The 19,167-nt window shown below is 58.4% G+C and carries 19 protein-coding genes; 4 read left to right on the forward strand and 15 right to left on the reverse strand.

Annotation, left to right across the window (positions count from 1 at the left end; translation table 11 throughout):
• The 3 genes from metG to rsmI all read right to left on the reverse strand — a co-directional run.
• The coding region (gene metG, locus Q0M74_RS06865) for a methionine--tRNA ligase (RefSeq protein ID WP_293952770.1) at positions 1-1,243 on the reverse strand (1,243 nt) is incomplete at its 3' end.
• 50 nt (positions 1,244-1,293) lie between these two features.
• Positions 1,294-3,081 carry a glycine betaine transporter BetP gene (gene betP / locus Q0M74_RS06870; RefSeq protein WP_293952772.1) on the reverse strand — a complete coding sequence of 596 codons (1,788 nt, stop codon included), beginning with the start codon at positions 3,079-3,081 and terminating at the stop codon, positions 1,294-1,296.
• Between the two features lie 161 nt (positions 3,082-3,242).
• The gene (gene rsmI, locus Q0M74_RS06875) at positions 3,243-4,088 is read right to left on the reverse strand and encodes a 16S rRNA (cytidine(1402)-2'-O)-methyltransferase (protein WP_293952775.1); all 846 of its coding nucleotides are present in this window, start codon (positions 4,086-4,088) and stop codon (positions 3,243-3,245) included.
• Between the two features lie 47 nt (positions 4,089-4,135).
• Here rsmI and Q0M74_RS06880 point away from each other — a divergent pair, with 47 nt between their 5' ends.
• A complete protein-coding gene (locus tag Q0M74_RS06880) occupies positions 4,136-5,686 on the forward strand; it encodes a dolichyl-phosphate-mannose--protein mannosyltransferase (protein ID WP_293952778.1) in 1,551 nt (516 codons plus the stop codon).
• 62 nt (positions 5,687-5,748) lie between these two features.
• Here Q0M74_RS06880 and Q0M74_RS06885 read toward each other — a convergent pair whose 3' ends face one another.
• The 8 genes from Q0M74_RS06885 to Q0M74_RS06920 form a co-directional block, all read right to left on the reverse strand.
• Positions 5,749-6,918, reverse strand: a complete 1,170-nt coding sequence (locus tag Q0M74_RS06885) for an alpha-amylase family protein (protein ID WP_293952780.1) — start codon at positions 6,916-6,918, stop codon at positions 5,749-5,751.
• A 14-nt stretch (positions 6,919-6,932) separates the two neighbouring features.
• The gene (locus Q0M74_RS06890; RefSeq protein ID WP_293952782.1) at positions 6,933-7,604 is read right to left on the reverse strand and encodes a zf-HC2 domain-containing protein; all 672 of its coding nucleotides are present in this window, start codon (positions 7,602-7,604) and stop codon (positions 6,933-6,935) included.
• Positions 7,597-8,004, reverse strand: a complete 408-nt coding sequence (locus Q0M74_RS06895; protein ID WP_293952784.1) for a DoxX family protein — start codon at positions 8,002-8,004, stop codon at positions 7,597-7,599. The genes Q0M74_RS06890 and Q0M74_RS06895 overlap by 8 nt, the downstream gene beginning before the upstream one ends.
• Positions 8,005-8,019: 15 nt before the next feature.
• Positions 8,020-9,261: an MFS transporter gene (locus tag Q0M74_RS06900; RefSeq protein WP_293952786.1), complete on the reverse strand. Its 1,242-nt coding sequence runs from the start codon at positions 9,259-9,261 to the stop codon at positions 8,020-8,022.
• A 57-nt stretch (positions 9,262-9,318) separates the two neighbouring features.
• The gene (gene glpR, locus Q0M74_RS06905; RefSeq protein ID WP_293952788.1) at positions 9,319-10,467 is read right to left on the reverse strand and encodes a gephyrin-like molybdotransferase receptor GlpR; all 1,149 of its coding nucleotides are present in this window, start codon (positions 10,465-10,467) and stop codon (positions 9,319-9,321) included.
• Between the two features lie 94 nt (positions 10,468-10,561).
• On the reverse strand, positions 10,562-11,194 hold the full coding sequence (locus tag Q0M74_RS06910; RefSeq protein ID WP_293952790.1) for a GNAT family N-acetyltransferase: 633 nt from the start codon (positions 11,192-11,194) through the stop codon (positions 10,562-10,564).
• Positions 11,195-11,256: 62 nt separating this feature from the next.
• A complete protein-coding gene (glp, locus tag Q0M74_RS06915) occupies positions 11,257-12,516 on the reverse strand; it encodes a gephyrin-like molybdotransferase Glp (RefSeq protein WP_293952792.1) in 1,260 nt (419 codons plus the stop codon).
• Positions 12,517-12,653: 137 nt separating this feature from the next.
• A complete protein-coding gene (locus tag Q0M74_RS06920) occupies positions 12,654-13,595 on the reverse strand; it encodes a UTP--glucose-1-phosphate uridylyltransferase (protein ID WP_293952794.1) in 942 nt (313 codons plus the stop codon).
• Positions 13,596-13,668: 73 nt separating this feature from the next.
• Between Q0M74_RS06920 and Q0M74_RS06925 the strand changes: the two genes are divergently transcribed.
• From Q0M74_RS06925 to mscL, 3 genes are all read left to right on the forward strand, one after another.
• A complete protein-coding gene (locus tag Q0M74_RS06925) occupies positions 13,669-14,244 on the forward strand; it encodes a 5-formyltetrahydrofolate cyclo-ligase (RefSeq protein WP_293952797.1) in 576 nt (191 codons plus the stop codon).
• A 15-nt stretch (positions 14,245-14,259) separates the two neighbouring features.
• Positions 14,260-14,904 carry an SAF domain-containing protein gene (locus tag Q0M74_RS06930; protein WP_293952799.1) on the forward strand — a complete coding sequence of 215 codons (645 nt, stop codon included), beginning with the start codon at positions 14,260-14,262 and terminating at the stop codon, positions 14,902-14,904.
• 96 nt (positions 14,905-15,000) lie between these two features.
• Positions 15,001-15,411, forward strand: a complete 411-nt coding sequence (mscL, locus tag Q0M74_RS06935) for a large conductance mechanosensitive channel protein MscL (protein ID WP_293952801.1) — start codon at positions 15,001-15,003, stop codon at positions 15,409-15,411.
• Between the two features lie 59 nt (positions 15,412-15,470).
• Here the strand turns inward: mscL and Q0M74_RS06940 are convergent, their stop codons facing one another.
• From Q0M74_RS06940 to Q0M74_RS06955, 4 genes are all read right to left on the reverse strand, one after another.
• On the reverse strand, positions 15,471-15,659 hold the full coding sequence (locus Q0M74_RS06940) for a hypothetical protein (protein WP_293952804.1): 189 nt from the start codon (positions 15,657-15,659) through the stop codon (positions 15,471-15,473).
• Between the two features lie 21 nt (positions 15,660-15,680).
• Positions 15,681-16,274: a molybdenum cofactor biosynthesis protein B gene (locus tag Q0M74_RS06945; protein WP_293952806.1), complete on the reverse strand. Its 594-nt coding sequence runs from the start codon at positions 16,272-16,274 to the stop codon at positions 15,681-15,683.
• Positions 16,275-16,330: 56 nt separating this feature from the next.
• A complete protein-coding gene (locus Q0M74_RS06950; protein ID WP_293952808.1) occupies positions 16,331-17,614 on the reverse strand; it encodes a S1C family serine protease in 1,284 nt (427 codons plus the stop codon).
• Between the two features lie 75 nt (positions 17,615-17,689).
• Complete coding sequence (locus Q0M74_RS06955; protein ID WP_293952810.1) at positions 17,690-19,144, reverse strand: HAMP domain-containing sensor histidine kinase; 1,455 nt, start codon at positions 19,142-19,144, stop codon at positions 17,690-17,692.
• Positions 19,145-19,167: the final 23 nt, after the last annotated feature.

Raw genomic sequence — 19,167 nt, forward strand, 5'->3', positions numbered from 1 at the left:
CCATGGACACGGTGCGGTTGACCAGATTGCCCCAGCCATTGGCCAACTCATTGTTCACGCGACGGACAAACTCATCCCAGGTGAAGTCGGTGTCATTGTTCTCCGGGCCGGCAACGGCGATGAAGTAGCGCAGCGCGTCGGGGCCGAACTCCTTGAGGAAGTCCTTGACATAGATGACAACCCCCTTGGATGAGGAGAACTTGGATCCGGACATGGTCAGGAACTCGGAAGAGACAACCTCGGTGGGCAGGTTCAGTTCCCCCAGGTCACCGATCTCTCCCCCGCGGGAGCCCTTGCCGGCGTAACCGAGCAGTTCGGCTGGCCAGATCTGGGAGTGGAAGGTGATGTTGTCCTTGCCCATGAAGTAGAAGGATGCGGTCTCTGGATCATTCCAAAAGGTGCGCCATGCTTCAGGGTTGCCGGTGCGGTAAGCCCATTCGATGGAGGCGGACAGGTAGCCCACCACGGCGTCGAACCAGACGTAGAGCTTCTTGGCGTTATTGTCCTGCCAGCCTTCCACCGGGATCGGGATGCCCCAGTCGATGTCGCGGGTCATGGCACGGGGGCGGATATCATCAAGCAGGTTGAGGGAGAACTTCAGCACATTCGGGCGCCAGTCCTCACGGCCCTTGAGCCATTCGGTCAGGGATTCCGCCAGTGCCGGCAGGTCGAGCAGGAAGTGCTCGGTTTCCACGAAGTCCGGGGTTTCGCCGTTGATCTTGGAGACCGGGTTGATCAGGTCTGCCGGGTCAAGCTGGTTACCGCAGTTGTCGCACTGGTCGCCGCGGGCGCCGTCGGCCTGACAGATCGGGCAGGTGCCCTCAATGTAGCGGTCCGGCAGGGTGCGGCCGGTGGATGGGGAGATCGCACCGGGGGTGGTTTCCTTGATCATGTACCCGTTGTCGTAGAGACCGCGGAAGAGTTCCTGCACCACGGCGTAGTGGTTGGAGGTTGTGGTGCGGGTGAACAGGTCATAGGACAGTCCAAGTCCGGTCAGGTCTTCGACGATCTGACGGTTGTACTTATCCGCCAGCTCCTGAACCGTGACGCCTTCCTTGTCGGCCTGCACCAGAAGTGGAGTACCGTGCTCATCGGTGCCGGACACCATGAGCACATTGTTGCCACGCATTCGTTGGAACCGTGCAAATACGTCAGAGGGGACACCGAACCCCGCCACATGTCCAATGTGGCGGGGTCCGTTGGCGTAGGGCCAGGCAACAGATACGAGCACGTTCTTCGTCATGGGTACCACCTTAATTTATAGCGGTGACAAAGGCCGTATCCAGGTGAGCCTTAACGACGCTTGGTCGTGCGGTTGGCCTGACGCTCCCGCTTACGACGGCTGAGTTCGATGCGTCGCTGGTGCTCAGCGTGCACGCGACGCTCACGTGCCAGACGTGCGCTGAACTTCTGCTGTTCACGGTATTCCAAGTAGATCACGTCATTGCGAAGATCCTTGAGGATGGCAAACATCAGGCCGATGATGACGAACAGGAATGGGGTGGCGGCCACGATGGTGACGTTCTGCAGGTTGTTCAGCGCGGAGTCACCGCCGGATACCAGCAGAGTCAGACCAATGGCTGCGGTGGCAAGCCCCCATGCGGCAGATACCCACTTATTGGCATCCAGCTGACCGTTCTGACTCATGGACCCCATCACGGTGGATGCAGAGTCGGCGGAGGTGATAAAGAAACTACTCAGCAGAATCATGGCCACGATCGCCATGATCCCGCCCCCCGGCAGTGACTGGAGGAGGCTGAAGAGCTGCTCTTCTGCAGATCCGGTTCCCCAGATGGATTCACCGTTTTGCTCCAGGACGATGGCGGTGCCACCGAAGATTGAGAACCAGATGGTGGACACACCGGCAGGCACGAGCATAACCCCAAGAATGAACTCACGGATACTGCGGCCACGGGAGATACGTGCCAGGAACATGCCCACGAATGGTGACCAGGAGATCCACCATGCCCAGTAGAAGATGGTCCAGCCACCCAGCCATTCACCGGCAGTGCCATCAGCACTCATGGCGGTGCGTCCAGCCATCTCGAAGAAGCTGGAGAAGTAGTTACCGATTGAACCCGGAATCAGGTTCAGCACAGACACGGTTGGTCCGATGACGAAGACGAACACAGCCAGCAGAGCTGCCAGCACCATGTTGAAGTTGGATAGGTACTGGATTCCCTTGCCCACTCCAGAGATGGCAGACAGGATGAACGCCAGGGTCAGGATGGAGACAATGCCCACGATGGTCCACTGGCCGGGGTTGTCGATGATGTTGGCGGCAGAGAGACCCGCACCGATCTGCAGTGCGCCCAGCCCCAGGGAGCAGGCGGTGCCGAAGACCGTGGCGATGATCGCGAGGATGTCCACCAGCTTGCCCAACCAGCCATCAGCACCTTTTTGTCCGATGAGCGGTACGAAGGCGGAACTGAGCAGCTGTTTACGTCCCACGCGGAAGGTGGAATAGGCGATGGCCAGCCCCACGATGGCATAGATCGCCCAGGGGTGCAGAGTCCAGTGGAACAATGTGGAAGACATCGCCGTACCGACTTCATTGGGCTGGTGGCCAGGCACGCCAGTGCGGTAGAAGGTCAGTGGCTCCGAGGTGCCATAGAACATCAGTCCAATGCCCATGCCGGCAGCGAACATCATGGAAATCCAGGAGATCGTCCGGAACTCCGGTGCTTCATCGATATGGCCGAGTTTGATCTGGCCGAATTTACTGGCTGCAATCGCAATGGCGAAGAACACAAATACGGTACCGAAGAGGATGAATGCCCAACCGAGGTTGCTCACCACAAAGCTCAGGGCGGATCCAGCGAAATCGGAGAAGCTATCGGGGAAGCCGATACCCCACACCACGGCTCCAAGAACTACCGCAAGTGCAGGGAGGATGACGGCCCACTGCAGTTTGGCATCAGTGCTCTCGCCCTGAAGGACAATTTCAGGCTCAGAATCAGCCACCTGTCCTCCGATGTCACCGGGAGTTTTCAGCAGTCCCGCGAGCTCTTCCGTGGCGGTGAGCTGCTCGATCTCATCTCCCACCAGAGGCTTATCCAAATTTGGGTCAGGTGTAGTCATGGAACACACCTTGGTTTGGAATCAGCTGGGAAGCAAGCCCCCAGAACCTGGCAGCACCCCGGAATCAGGCCTATGACCTAGCATTTTATCATTCCGTGATGCCCTCTCTCTGCAGACCAACTCCCCTTTCCACACAGGGCGGTCACAAAGATATAACGATTTTATTCTCGAGCTGAAATCACGGCATCATAGAGCTCATTTTTACTCACCCCATGGGTTTTAGCCATGTCCGCGCACACCGCCTTGAGGCGTTCACCATCATCCACGCGTTGTTGTGCCACCTTCACCAGGGACTCAACATCAGCCTTGACATCACCTGCGCCTTCAATGACCACGGTGATCTCACCCCGCACCCCATCGCTGGCCCATTCGGCCAGTTCCGGCAGGGTGCCACGACGGACCTCCTCATAGGTCTTGGACAACTCGCGGCACACCGCAGCACGCCTGTCACCGAGGACCGCGGCGGCGTCGGCAAGCGTCTCCGCAATCCGGTGGGGTGACTCAAAGAAGCACACCGCCCGCTGCTCAGTCTTCAGGCTCTCAAACCAGGTGACCCGCGCACCGTGTTTACGCGGGGCGAAACCATCAAAGGCGAAACGCCCCACGTGAAGGCCTGACAGGGCCAGTGCCGTGGGCACCGCAGAAGGCCCGGGGAAACAGGTCACCGGAATGCCGGCATCATGGGCAGCATCGATGAGGGCAAAACCAGGATCAGAGACCACCGGCATTCCGGCATCACTGACAATCAACACGGTGCCGGTGCGCGCAGACTCAATCAGACGCCCCACACGGGACTCCTCATTATGGTCAAAGTTGGACACCAGCTGGCCTGTGATCTCCACGCCGAGTGCAGCAGCTAAAGACGCTGTGCGTCGGGTGTCCTCAGCGGCGACCACAGTGGCATTTTCTAGGGCATGCACCAGGCGCGGGGAGGCATCCCCGATATTGCCCAGGGGCGTGGCAGCAACAATGATTCCGAGGGGCAAGGTCGATTCAGCAAGATCCATTACCCCAGCTTCCCACAAACTCCGGCCGAAGCTCTACAATCAACCGGGTGAGCCAAGCCCTACCTGTTCGTAATCAGGTGCGGGATCAGGGTATGTTCGCCGGTACCCGTCCCCCTGCGCCGCCGACGTTTCGATGGACACCACAGGACACCCTGACCTGGTGCATCATCGCTTTTTTCGCGACCCTGACCCGCTTCATCGGGCTGAGCAGCGCCACCTCCTCCGGTACCCCGGTCTTCGATGAGAAACACTACGTGCCACAGGCCTGGGACATGGTGCGGTCATGGATCAATCCCCTCACAGGTGGTATTGAATCCAACCCTGGTTTCGGACTGGTGGTACACCCGCCCCTGGCCAAGCAGATCACCGCGCTGGGTGAAATGGTCTTCGGCTATTCTCCCCTGGGGTGGCGCGTCATGGTCGCACTGTTTGGCACCCTGACTGTTCTGGGCATCATGGCCCTGACCCGTCGTCTCAGCGGTTCCACCGTGGTGACCTTCATCGCCGGCATCATCGCCACCGCAGACGGGGTCCTCCTGGTCTCCTCCCGCTTCGGCATGCTGGACATCTTCCAGGTCTTCTTCATCACCGCCGCAGCCTGGGCCTTCATCCGCGACCGCCAACAGATGCATCAACGTCTTGATGAGGCCGGTGTGGGCGACAGCGATTTCGGTCCCCGCCTCGGATTCCGCTGGTGGCGCTTCACCACCGGAGTCTTCCTCGGACTGGCTCTGTCGGTGAAATGGTCAGGATTGTATTACATTGCCTTCTTCGGCCTGGCCAGCGCCTTCCTGGACTTGTGGCTGCGCAAGTCCTACGGTGTCCGACGCTACGTCATGGGCACCTGGCTCCGGGATGTGGTGCCCGCACTGGCTTCCCTGGTACTCATCCCCGCCCTGCTATACATCTGGAGCTGGCGCGCCTGGTTCGCCTCAGAAACCTCCGTCTACCGCCATGCCAACACCGACGGCACCATCGACAGTGATTCCTTTCTCTCATCCCTGCCTGATGCCATCGCCGGCTGGTTGTACTACCACCTCAGTGTCCTGGAATTCCACGGATCCCTGACCACCTCAGGCGGGCACAGTCACCCCTGGGATTCCAAACCCTGGTCCTGGTTGGTGGCAGGACGCCCCATCCTCTACTTCTCCTCCACCGATATTGACTGCACCGTGGGTGGCCCCTGTCGCAAAATGATCTATCTTTTCGGTACCCCTGCGATCTGGTGGCTGACCGTACCGGTAATCCTGTGGGCCTGCTGGTCCCTGTTCATCCGCAAACAACGTGCCTACATCATCCCACTGGTGGCCTTCGCCGCCGGTTTCTTGCCCTGGCTGGCTGCCTATGACCGCCAGATGTACTTCTTCTACGCCGCCGCCCTCGCCCCGTTCCTGGTGGTTCTGCTCGCCCTGACCTGCGGTGAACTCTGGCAACAGGGCCGGATACTGAAAAACGGTCTGACCACCGGATCCATGGCGGTGGTGTCCTATGTGGCGCTGGTGGTGACCATGTTCCTGGTGTTCTCCCCGATCCTCTACGGCTATATCGTTCCGGATTCTGTCTATGAATCCCTCATGTGGCTGCCCAGCTGGCGTTAACCTACCGGAGAGTTTTCAAGAGAACTTGGGTTGTGAAGGAAGTGCTCCGCACCGCCCAACATCTATCCCGCAGCCACCCAAGAAAACTCCCCGCCGCTATGGTCGGTGATTTCAAAGGCCGGATTCTCACTGTTCAACTTCACCCGCACCCACCTGCCGGTATCCACATCAAAGGAGCGGTAGGTGATCCGGGTGTTCTCAATATCCTCCACCTCGGTACGCGCTGTATGCAGCCAGGGGTGGGTGCGACGGATGGCGATGAGGTCATGGTAGATCCGGTGCATCCACTCCCCCAGTGGTGAGTACTGATCAGGCAGGGGTGGGCGAATCTCATCATCGCCACCGATGCGTTCCTCTTTCACACCCATGACGCCCTGCTCATCGCCGTAATAAATGCTAGGTGTGCCACCTATGGTGAACAACACCACTGCCGCCAGGGCAGCCTTGTCCTGTCCCACCTGCGTGGCAATGCGGGTGACATCGTGATTGCTCACAAAAGTCTGGGGCACAAAGTGCTCAAGGAAATCATTATGGCGCCCCAGGGTCCACTCCAGCTCGAAGAAATTCTCCTCCTTCAGGCTGCTCCAGATGGCTTTCCACAGCTCATACTGGGTCACAGAATCAATACCGGATGCCTCCACATAGCTGGCGTAATCACCATGGATCATCTCACCGAGGATCCAGGCATCAGGGTGCTGTTCACGTACTCGTGGCAGCACCTTCTGCCAGAAGGAAGGATCGATGGCGTAGACGGCATCCAGGCGCCAGCCTGCGATACCGCGGTCCAGCCAGTGATTCATCACCTCGACCACCAGGTCCACCACCTCTTCATGGGAGTGGTCCAGTTCTGCCAGGGCGTCATGGCCCTCAAAGGCATCACCAGTGGTCAGGGAAGCATATGAAGAGTTGCGGGAGACGTGGTTGAATACGCCGTCGAAAAGCACCCCGATGCCCCGCTGCTCAGCCGCGGTGATGAGCGCTTCCAGGTCTGACTCATCACCCAGTCGAGGATCCACCCGGAAGAAGTCCAAGGTGTCATAGCCGTGGGTGTCGGAGGCGAACACCGGCCCCAGCAACATGGCATTGCAGCCGAGTTCAAGGACATAGTCCAGCCATTTTTCCAGGGTGGGTAACCGGTGGGTCAACTCCTGAGGTTCCTCGGGCCGGATCGGTGCACCGGTGGCCCCCAGCGGATAGACCTGCCAGATGATTGCATGTTCAGCAAAGCTCATGCCCCCAAGCCTAGTCAGGATGGTGATGCGCTGATGGAACCCCAGGTCCGACGTAACACTCCTGCACCCAGGTGATTCAGCCAGGTCAGTCCCAACACCACCGCGGAGATCAACAACAGCACAATCGTGGAGGCCGTGGTGGAATCAGCAACCTCAAACACCAGATCACGTGCCGCAAAACCCAGACTGAAGGTCCACAGCGCACCAAAGATCGGCAGCATACCTGTGATGATCGACGGCTTCCACGCCGCGAAGAACAAACCAACCGCCAACCCCAGGCGGAAGGTTGCGGCCTCACCGATGAGGCTGGTGGTCAACGGATCCTCCTGCATACTTATCGACGCCGTGTCCCCCAGCATGGACACCGCCCACACGGTGTACACCGCACCCAGCACCACCAGCAGCACTCTTAACACCGTGCTGGCGATGAGGCGGGTGGTCGCACTGCGACGCCACTGCGGTTCCACCTCCGCCAAGATGATCTCAGAGAGATCCGGTGGTACCAGGCTTCGAGGTTCTGCCACACAGAAGTTGAGCTGACGGTTCAGTGCCGCGGCCTGATCGTAGAAGGTCCGGCATTCCTCACAGTGCGCCAGGTGCGCATCAATGATGGTGTCCTCCATGCCCGACGGCTCCCCATCCAGACGCGCGGACAACGCACCCTGGACGGCATCACAATCAACCACGTGTCAGTGCCCCGTCAATGCTGGCCCTGCCGGAACCAAACACCACGATCATCAACAACGCCATGATGATGAGCAGGGGGTACTCCACACCATTATCCGAGACGAAGAAACCATTGCTCAGATGCACGAAATAGACCGCCGCCACCATCAGCAGCGCCAACGCACCCGCGATGAAGGTGGTGAGCAGCCCCACCACCAGGAACGCCCCACCGAGGAGTTCAGCAATCGAGGTGATCCACACCGACAGTGCCGGCTGTGGCACTCCCCAGGCAGAAAACTGCCCCGTGGTGCTGGTGACCCCACTGATGAACAGCTTCTCCCACCCATGCGCCACGAAGGTCAGTCCGAGCACAACGCGAAATAGCAGCAGGGCTGCGTCCCTCACGACCGGTTTATCCATGATTGACAGGTTACCTCAGGCGCCGGGCACCATTGGTGCCGACTGCTCCGTGGAAGCCCCATTTTCCAACTCATCATCAACCATCCGGTTCCTGGCAGCACGATAACCCACCGCCCCCAGAATAATGGTGCCCACCGACAAGACCGCCAGGATCGGATCCCAGGATCCGAAGACCTCAAACAATCCCCCCACCACCAACGGTCCCAGAGCCGCCAAGAGATAACCCACCGGCTGGGCGAAACCCGACAGGCTGGCTGTGACACGGGGATCACGGGTACGTGCCGGAATCAAGGCGATGGCCATGGGGAAACACAACGCCCCCATGCCGAGGAATATCGACCACAGCCACCACCCCTGTGCCGGGAAGAACCAGGTTCCCAGATAACCGATGAGCATGGCGGAGGCAAAGAGCACGGGCAAGCGCACTAGTTTCTGATCTGGGGTGCGGGCGATCACCGTGGGCATGATGACGCCACCGATGATGCCCCAGACACCCAGGATGGCCAGGCTGATGGAGGCATTGGCAGGGCTGACACCACTGTCCACGTAGATCTTGGGCAACCAGCCCATCTGGATATAGGCGTTCATGGACTGCAGACCGAAAAACAGCATGATGAACAGGGCTGTGGGCGAAGTCCAGATCTTGCCACGGGTCCCAGCCTGCACTGTCGCTGCCGGGAAGTCATAACGCTTCTTCGCCCACATGGGTAGCCAGATGACCACCTGTGCCAGGCCGAAGAAGGCCCACACGAAGATACTCCAGCGCCAGGCCCCCTCTCCGTTAAAGAGCAGGGAGGATAGTGGGCCCAGTGTGGACCCCACGCCCAGGAGGGTGGTGTAGACCGTCATCAGGGCAACAGTGTTCTTAGCACCATGCATCTTGACCCACGCAGGAAGCAGCACATTGGCCACAGCGATACCGATGACCACCAGACCGGTGAGGAAGATGAAACTCCAGATGTCCCCCACCCACGGCCGGACTGCCAAACCGATGAGTCCGATGATCATGCCGGTGCTCAGCGCACCGGACAACCCTATCTTCCGTGCCAGGGGGACAGCCCCCACACCGAAGATGGCAAAGGCCAGGCCAGGAATCGCGGTGATGATGCCCGCCACCGTTTCACTGGCGTCAAAAGCCACGATGATGTCATCCAACACCGCGCCGACCGAGACAATGGCGGTACGAAGATTCAAAGCCGCCACGAGGACGGCTAGAAAGGCAAAAATCCTGGTTCCGCGGGAGAGAGCTTGAGCCATAGCGTGTCACTCTACCTGCGGAACCAGGACTGGGCTAACCAAATATTTATATTTTCATCAGCTCACACGACGGGTGCGCTGGGGCTGATAACGATCCTCATGTTGCTCCACAGGAAGGTAGGTGGTGTCCAGCCCCTCGAAATCAGGGCTTTCATCATCCAACTCCAATACCACGGCACCCGGACGACGCAGACGCTGAGGATGATCCTCCAGCTGGCGGACACCCATCCGAGACCTGCGCAGGCGACGGATCCTGCGGGCACGCAACTCATTTTCTGCACGGACCTGGCTGCGCAAGGCAATCAGGTAGACAGCGGTCGCAGCAGCGGTAACCGCGGCCAGTGCCCACAGTCCACCACCGAAGACAAAACCGAGAATGACAGTGACAAGTACACCCACGCCAAGTCCCAGCAGGGTGCGCTGGCGGCGGATGTACTGACTCTGGGCGAATTCGCGGTCGGCCTCTGGATCATAGTAGCCACGGCCCCGGCGGCGTTGGGCGAACTCAACATCCGCTTGGGTCAGTTCACCAGAGTCCTCATCATCAGAGGTATTGCCTGCGGTCTCAGCATCCGCGGCCTCCCGGGCTTGCTGGTATTCAGCAATCGCGCGGGAACGTTCCTCATGATGCATCAGATCAAGTGGCCTGGTGAAGCTGTCATCCATCGGATAGTGGTCTTCTTCATTCCACTCTTCGATGATCTCGATGCTTGCAGGGGCAGAAGCATCATTGACAACCTCTACCTCGGCTTCATCATCGTCTACATCCACCAGTTCGGTGTCAGCGATGGTGTCAAGATCCTCATCCAGGGCAGTGACCACGAGATGGTCTGAGTTAGCGGCTGCCGCCACCCGCGTTTCTGGGGAAGGCTCCACCTCCGGGGACTCCGGAGCATCGTGCTCCACACCGTCAGTATCCTCGTCCACATCCTCGCGTCGGTGGCGGAAGATGCTGGGGGAATCGACGATCTCATAATCATCGTCCAGGTGTTCCTCATCCCGGATCTCATCATCAGCATCGTCACTTTCCCCAGCTAAGCGAGGGCGACGACGCACCGGGACGCTGCTGCCGCCCTCCAAGATGATGCGTGTTTCATCGAAGGCTTCACCAGCCTTTCGGATTGGTTTCTGGCCACGAAGAAGCAGTGGTGCGAGCACGACAAGCCACACCACCACGATCAGGCCGATCAATACGGTTCCGGACACTTAAAGCACCAAACCTTCCAGAGACGGGTGCATGTTCTAAACAATTATGAGAGTAACGGGTGTGACTGATCTGTCATGACTGCCACGCCGAAAATCATGGTCTCAAACGCCCAGCCTGTTTGAGACGCTCCACAGCTGTTGAAGGATACTCATCTGCCAACAATGCCACATAATGGTGATCCATCCAGCGGCCGTTGATGTGGAGGTTGCGGAGGAAATAACCCTCCTCCCGGAATCCGCTGTGGGAAAGCACACGTCCGGATGCTGGATTGCTGGGCAGGAAGGTGGCGGTGAGCCGGTGCAGACCGATGCGTCGAAAAGCATGGTCCACGCCCAGGGAGCAGGCGGCGGTGGCCATTCCTCTGCCGGTCACCCCGCTGTAGACCCAATAGCCGATCCAGGCATCAGAGATGCCCCCATGCTGAATATTTCCGATGGTCAACTGACCAATGAAACGGCCATCTAGCTCAATGACCAGCGGAACAAGCAACCCCTGACGGGCAGCTTTACGCAGGTAGGTGATGCTTTCCCACCAGGCCATGCGGGAATGCGCCTCACTCCAGGAGCCGGGCACGGTAGGTTCCACCGGGCGCAGATGCCCCTCATCCCGCATGCGCAGATCAGACCAGGCCCGGAAATCACCCCGTTTGAGTGGCCTCAGACGGAGCTGACCGCCTGCGGGGAGAGTGACGTACGGCGTGCTCTCCGGCCATCCGGGATGCACCATATGTGGTCGCTCCCCTTCTGTTTTTCCGGACAACACGCCAATCACCTTCATCAACCCGGTGCTCATCGGCCCTGGGCGAGGAAGATGACATCAACCACATCGCCTGGTCGGATCTCCGTGACATCTTCCGGGATTCTGATCATGGCATTGGCTTCGGACAGCCCCGCCAGCAGATGTGAGGGAGCACCCGTGGCACCACCGAGTGCCTCCGCCAGGTAGTCCTGGGTCTCCGCATCACGCATGAGGCGGGAACGGATGAACCCTTTGCGGCCTGCAACCGAGGCCACATGGTTCAGGGCGCGGGCGCGGACAACACGACGGTTGGCATTGGACTTGCCCAGGGTGAGCCGGACCAGCGGGCGCACGAAGGTTTCAAAGATCACCAGGGAGGCCAGGGGGTTGGAAGGTAGGAGGAACACCGGGACACGGTTTTCCCCCAGCAGACCAAAGCCTTGTACTGATCCCGGATGCATGGCGACACGTTCGGTATCGATCTCACCGAGTTCCCGGAGCACATCACGCACCCCCTCTGATGAGGAACCACCGACGGCACCGGCGATGACGATAATCTCCGCACGCAGCAACTGGGATTCAATGATCTCCTTGATGCGACGTGGTTCACCCGCGGCGATGCCATAACGGTAGACATCAGCACCTGCCTCCCTACCGGCAGCAGCCAGTGAATAGGAGTTCACATCATAGACCTGGCCAAGTCCCGGCTGGCGGTCAATATCCACCAGTTCCGGACCGACGGAGATCACTGACATACGAGGACGCGGATAAACCAATACCTTGGAGCGTCCCACAGCTGCTAGAAGACCGATCTGGGCAGGACCGAGAACCGCACCGGAGCTGACGGCGAGGTCACCCGGTTGGATGTCATCGCCTTCTTTGCGCACGAATTCCCCGGAGCGGACTGGGCGTTGGGCGGTGACACGCTTACGTCCGCGGTCGCTCCAGGCCAGGGGCAGGACGGCGTCGGCAAGCGTGGGCAGTGGCGCGCCGGTCTGAACGCGCACCGCCTGCTTAGGCTGGAGTCGCAGGGGTTGCTGGGACCCCGCGGCAACCTCGCCCACCACCGGCAGTGATTTCTCCGGTGGTGCCACAGGGATCTCGCGGCTCAGCGACCGCTCGCCACCGACATCCACCGCACGGACCGCATAGCCGTCAATCGCAGCCTGGGCGAAACCAGGCAGTGCGCGGCTCGCCTGGACATCTTCCGCGCACATCAAACCGAGTGCCTCAGCAATGGCGATGCGGACCGGTTCCGGTGCCACCGCAGCCTGCGACACCATGGCCAGCTGTTGTTCGACTGATCGCAATACGGACCTCCTTCAGGAACAGCAAGCTATTTTACGTCAGTTCAGTGATAACTCCACACGGGGATAGCTGACCTGTTGCCTGAAATTGTTCTCTCGGCTCTATCAGAATAATGGGGACTGTGGTGTGGATGAAGGACTTAAAGAATGTCCTTTGCTTCAATCACACCATGTTCCATCATGATCTGGGTGAGAGCTCGCTTGAGTTGCGGACCATATGTGGGGTGAGACAGACCAAAATCCACACATGCTGGAATATAACCACCGGGATTACCCAGGTCATGACGCTTTCCGCGGTGGACAACGATGTGCACCGGGTGGCCTTCCTCAATGAGCAGATCAATGGCATCAGTCAGCTGGAGCTCTCCACCTGCACCCGGCTTGATGCGTCGCAGGGCGTCGAAGATGCTGCGATCCAGGAGATAACGTCCCGTGGCAGCCAGATTGGATGGCGCATCCTCCCGGGCCGGCTTCTCCACCATGCCCAGTACCCGTTTGGTGTCAGAGTCACCTACGCCTTCCGCCTGAGCCACCTGGAAGATGCCATAATTGCTGACTTCATCCTCGGCAACCTCCACTGCACACAGCACGGAGCCACCGAGCTCAGCACGCACCTGCGCCATGCGTTCCATCACTCCGGTGGGCAGAACCAGATCATCCGGAAGCATGACGGCAACAACATCCTCGTCATCATCCAGGACAGACTCAGCCAGGCCCACAGCATGCCCCAGTCCAAGTGGCTGTTCCTGGGTGACAGGAACCGCCTCGATCAGAGTGGCAGCCCGGCGGACCTTCTCCAACTGGTCAGTCTTACCGCGCTCCTCCAGTGTTGACTCCAACTCGAGAAAACGATCAAAGTGGGCGAGAACCCCCGCCTTATTGGGCGCTGTGATGATGGCCAGGCGCGATGCCCCCAGATCAGCAGCCTCACCGGCAATCAGTTCAATACCGGGGGTGTCAACAACGGGAAGCAGTTCCTTGGGCACGGTTTTCGTGGCCGGGAGGAAGCGGGTTCCCATTCCTGCAGCAGGCACCACAACAGTCTTCACTGCGTTCACGTGCTCATCGATTGGCAAACTCATGGGGATAACCCTACCCGGCCCCCACCCCCGGGATCGGCGTACCCCTCCCGAAATACCAGATATCCTTGAAAGTATGAGCGAGACCAAGCACGACCTGCGCAAGAAGCTTCTAGAGGCACGCGCCACCATGTCGGACGATCTCCGCGATACGGAGAATGCCGCCCTGATCGCGAATATCTCCTATTACCTGAGATCCAAGCAGCCGCAGCGGGTGGCAGCCTATGTGCCCAGCCGCACCGAACCAGGTGGGCGGATGCTTCTCGACGCCTTAAGCTCCGAGGTCCCCGCAGTGATGCTGCCACTGTCGCTCAGCGACGGGCGTCTTGACTGGGCTCTCTACGAAGGCCCCACCAGCCTGGTACCCGGCCCATATGGGATCCGGGAGCCCGCAGGCACCAGGCTAGGCCCTGAAGCCCTGAACTTTTGTGATCTCGTCATCGCCCCGGCACTGGCCTGCACCCCCGAAGGTTATCGCCTGGGCAAGGGAGGTGGTTACTACGACCGTGCACTGGCCACCGGTGTGAAGGCCACCTCGCTCACCATGCTCTACAACGGTGAAATCCGCCAGGACATCCCGGTGGAGGAACATGACCTCCCGGTGAATATCATCATCACCCCCGCAGGAGTTCGGAACCTGGGCAAGCCTTAAACAGTCCAAGTGGGTATGAAGCTGAAAAACATACTCACCACTCCCGGCTGGCACCGTTCCCTATTCATCCGGAGAACACTCGCCGGTTTCTTCCTTCTTCTCGCAGCTGTTTTATTCATCCACTCACTCTTCAGCACCGATCCTCGGGTCGCGGTATTTGTCACCGACATCCAGGCAGGCTCGGTCATCCACTCCACCGACATGGAGTTGCGTGCAATTCCTCCGGAGCTGGTGCCCGAGGGGGCACTCACCGACACTGCTGACGCTGAGGGAAGGATCAGCGCCTCCACGATCACCTCAGGCGAGATCGTCACAGCCCCCAGATTCGTGGGAAATGAGCTGATAGCTTCATTTGTGATAAACGACATAGACAATCCACTGAGTGAAGAACTCAATATGGTTCCCCTGAAACTGGCCGACCCCTCCATCCTCCCGCTTCTCCACCACGGGGACACCATCTCCGTGGTCTCCCAGGATCCAGAAACAGGCCTGGCTCAGACCATTGCATCAGGTGGAAGGGTAATTCTGGTGGGAGAAGCCAACACCTCAGATCCCAGTACTCTTCTGATCGCTCTGCCGGAGACAACCGCCAGAACCGTCGCGGCAGCCTCTCTGCATTCTCCATTGGCAGTCGTCCTCACCGGTGAACGTGCACAATAAAGAATACTTCCGTATCCGAAATATAGGTTTCTCCGCTACAGTTCAATTCTGTTTTCAGGAATATGAACAACGACTAGATAATCAGGAGCATCACATATGTTTAAGGGTTTCAGAGATTTCATCCTCCGCGGCAACGTTGTTGAGCTCGCCGTCGCCGTCGTCATTGGCACCGCCTTCACCGCCATCGTGACCGCCTTCTCCGATTACATCATCAACCCATTGATCGCCTCCGTCGGCGGCGCTGATGTGTCCGGCCTGGGCTTCCACATCTTCGCCGACAATCCGGCCACCTTCATTGACTTCGGCGCTGTCATCACTGCCGCGATCAACTTCCTGATCATCGCTGGCATCGTCTACTTCGTGCTCGTCGCCCCGATGAACACCCTGAATGAGAAGCTGGCCAAGCGCAAGGGTGTCATTGAGGAAGAAGAGACCCCAGCCTCCATCGAAGCTGAACTGCTCACCGAGATCCGCGACCTCCTCCGCGAGCAGAAGAACATCCAGTAACAACTCCGCATAAAAAACACCTTCAGTTCACTGAAGGTGTTTTTTCATTCCATCTTGTGCTAGCCGTGGTGTGGTGGTTTCTGTTCCTTCCAGAATTCCTCACCACTGGGCATATCGTCCTGTTCCGGATCCAGGATCACATCACGGGTCTCATCCCCCACCGACTGCGATGTGGGACTGTCAGCCGTGCGGTCATAATCACCTGCTGTGGAGGCTCTGAAGGCCCTCCGACGTTTCTTCTTGAGCACTATCAGATCTTCCCTTTAATCTCAGACAACAGAGGTCTGCATCTGATCCACCACATAGTGAACCAGAGGCGACAGCGTAGCCATGCCATCCCTGATCGCTGAACGGGAATCAGCAAGGTTGACCACCACGGTGGAACCAGACACACCTGCCACACCACGGGAGACACAGGCATCCACAGCGCCACAGGCCATGCCTGAAGACCGCAGTGCTTGGGCAATACCAGGCAGAAGCTGGTCCAAGATAGAGCGTGTGGCCTCCGGAGTCTTATCCCTGGGTCCCACACCAACACCACCGACGGTCAAAACCAGATCAGCACCACCGACAACGGCAGTTTCAATCGCCTGACGGATCTCTGACTTCTTGGAACGCACCCGGACGGTGGCATCCACATTGAATCCGGATTCAATGAGAAGCTCAGTCACTAACCGACCGGTATCAGCGGCTTCTTCATCGGAGTAATCATTAACCAGGACAACAAGTGCACGGCGCTGGGCAGTGATGATGGCTGCTTCCTGCTCCGTTGCCTTCAGGTATTCCGGATCCGGCTCAACATTGGGAAGAGACTTCCGTGATTCCATGACGTCAGAAAGATTCCCTAACGGATCGTTACTCATCGTTCCTCGCTCACACTCGTATGATTGACGTTTTCCACAAACGTTCTGCCCTAAAACTACTCACTGGTGAGGGTAACCTCCACCTCACGAGACTGTGAGGTATCTTGCTGAGTGATTGTCAGGATAACCGTATCCCCAAAATCATGTGAGCGAACAGCAGCAATTAATGCATCAGCACTGTCGATGACACGGTCATTGAGTTTACTCACCACATCACCCGGTGCCAGCCCTGCCGCAGCACCCGGGCCACCATCCTGAACACTGGCGATGAGTGCCCCACTGACATTGGCGCCGTTGGCCAGTGAGACCCCGATCATCGGCTGGGTGACCACACCGGTGTCAATCAGCTGGTTGGCAACCCTTTTGGCGAAGTTCGCCGGAATGGCGAAGCCCAGACCGATGGAGCCGCCGGTATCCGCACTGGATGAAATCGAGGCGATCACTGAGTTCATACCAATCAGGTTGCCGTGCATATCCACCAGTGGCCCGCCTGAGTTTCCAGGGTTGATCGCGGCATCGGTCTGGATAGCATCAATCAACGAGGACTCCCCACCCTCACCTGAGGCACGCACTGGTCGGTTCATCGCAGAAACGATTCCGGTGGTCACCGTGGAGCTCAGTCCCAGTGGCGATCCCACGGCCATGACCTCCTGTCCCACGGACAACTGATCTGAATCTCCAAAGTTGATGACCGGCAGGTCAGTGGCATTACGAATCTTGATCACGGCGATATCCGTCGATACATCACCTGCGATGAAATCAGCTTCCATGGTGGAACCATCCGACATCGTCACCCGTAGGACACCGTTCTGTTCCACACCTGCCACCACATGGTTATTGGTCATAACATAACCATCGGAGGAAATAATCGACCCAGAGCCCTCCGAGGCGGAGTTCTGTGTCAGTGCCTGAATGGAAACAACCGAAGGCAGAACCTGATCCGCGACCTGCTCTGCAGACCCCGGTTCTGCATTGGTGGTGCGCTGCATGCTGGGCTGCTCCAGGGAGTTTATGGGCGAGAAGTCTGCAGTGTCATTGGACCCGAATTGGGTACTGGCCACGCCCACAACGCTGCCTGTGACCACAGAGCCAACCAGCATCAATGCAAGCGCGGCCCCCAGCCCCACGGTCTTCTTCTGTTTTGTGTCCTTCTCAGGAGCCACGGTGTCTGGCTCAGAGTCCCAACTAGTCCAGGTGGATGTTCCTGCTGTGGTGTCGGTGGTGGTGGCGGAACCTTGAGTTCCCCACGGTTGATATGCATTCCGTACAGGTTCAAAGGAGTTTGTCTCTGCTGAGGGGTCGGAGTGTGCATCATTGTTGCGGGGGTGGGGATTTGTCATACTCTCGATTATGAACTTCCTGGCTGATCAGCCACTTCGACGATTCTGAACGTTTACTGTGAGCTTGGTACCTGTTTATTGCCGGGCAGGTTTGAGCTGTGCCAGGTCCTGGGCACCGGGGAAAACAATGGTGACCTTAGTACCTCCATCATCAGAGTCCCCCACCTCAATGTGACCTGCATGGCGTTCAACCACCTGACGCACAATGGCCAATCCCAATCCGGATCCCGGCATGGAACGGGACTTGACCGCGCGGTAGAACCGCTCGAAAACCATGTCTCTCTCCTCCACTGCGATGCCCGGGCCGGAATCCTCCACGGTGATCTGGATATGGGCACTGTCAATAATTTTCATGTTGATCCGGACCTTACCGTTTTCCGGTGACCACTTCATTGCATTGTCCATCACGTTGACCAACGCGCGCGTCAGCGTGAAACCGTCCCCATGGATATACCAGTGCTCCGTGTTTGTGATGATCTCCACATCGTGCCGACGACGGTGGACCCGCTCCAAAGCACTGCCGAGGACATCAGTGAGATCGATGGCTTCAAAAACATCGATGTTCTCCTCGCGGGCAAGGTCGACAAGATCACCGATCAGGGTGGACATCTCCTCCATCTGAGCCAGGACATCATGTTCCAGATCACTACGGTCCTGCTCTGAGATCCCCGGAGCCTCAGGGCGGGTGGCCATCATCAACAGCTCAATATTGGTGCGCATTGATGTCAATGGGGTTTTCAACTCATGTCCCGCATCAGCCACCAGCTGTGTTTGCCGGAGCCTGGATACACGGAGTGCCTCGAGCATCTCATTGAAACTGACGGTCAGACGTGCCAACTCATCATTGCCCACGACAGGAATCGGTCGGAGCTCATCAGTTTTGGCAATATTCTCCACCGCACGTTGCAGTCTGGCCAAGGGCTTCAACCCTGCATTGGAAATGGTGAAACCGACCAGGATTGACACCAACACCCCCACGCCACTGCTGACCAGGAGCAACACTCCGAGTGAGGTGATCAGCTGGTGGGTGTTGCTCATATCCTGAGTGATCACCATCGTGGCCCCGGTTTCATCATGTTTAACCAGGATGCGGTCACCAGCTGAGGTCAGCATGGCGGTACTGGGCCCGCTCCTGTCCAGCATCTGCTCACCTGGCAGGGCGATACTGTCACCGACCACATATTCCCAACCGGGTGGGGACAAGGCAACACGGATTCCACTGTTATAGGCCTTGATCGTCTCGAGCTCAGTATCCAGCCGATCATAGAATCCAGGCTCCTGTGCACGTTCAAGCATCGCCGTGGCTTTGGATTCCAAAGCACGGTCAACTGAATGGGTCAACGACGAAGACACCGTCCAATAGGCGGCGACGGTGATGAGTCCTACTGCGAAGGCAACCAGGGTTGCGCTCAGCAGGGACAGTCTCCAACGTAGTGATGCTGAATAACTCCACCCGTCGGGGTGTTCCGCCAACGGGTCGAGCGTCACCTCCACAGGTTGATGCGTTGACCCGATCCGCCTCAATGTCACGGAGCAGTCTCCCGAAGCACATA

It is taken from the genome of uncultured Corynebacterium sp., assembly GCF_945649885.1.
GTDB lineage: Bacteria > Actinomycetota > Actinomycetes > Mycobacteriales > Mycobacteriaceae > Corynebacterium.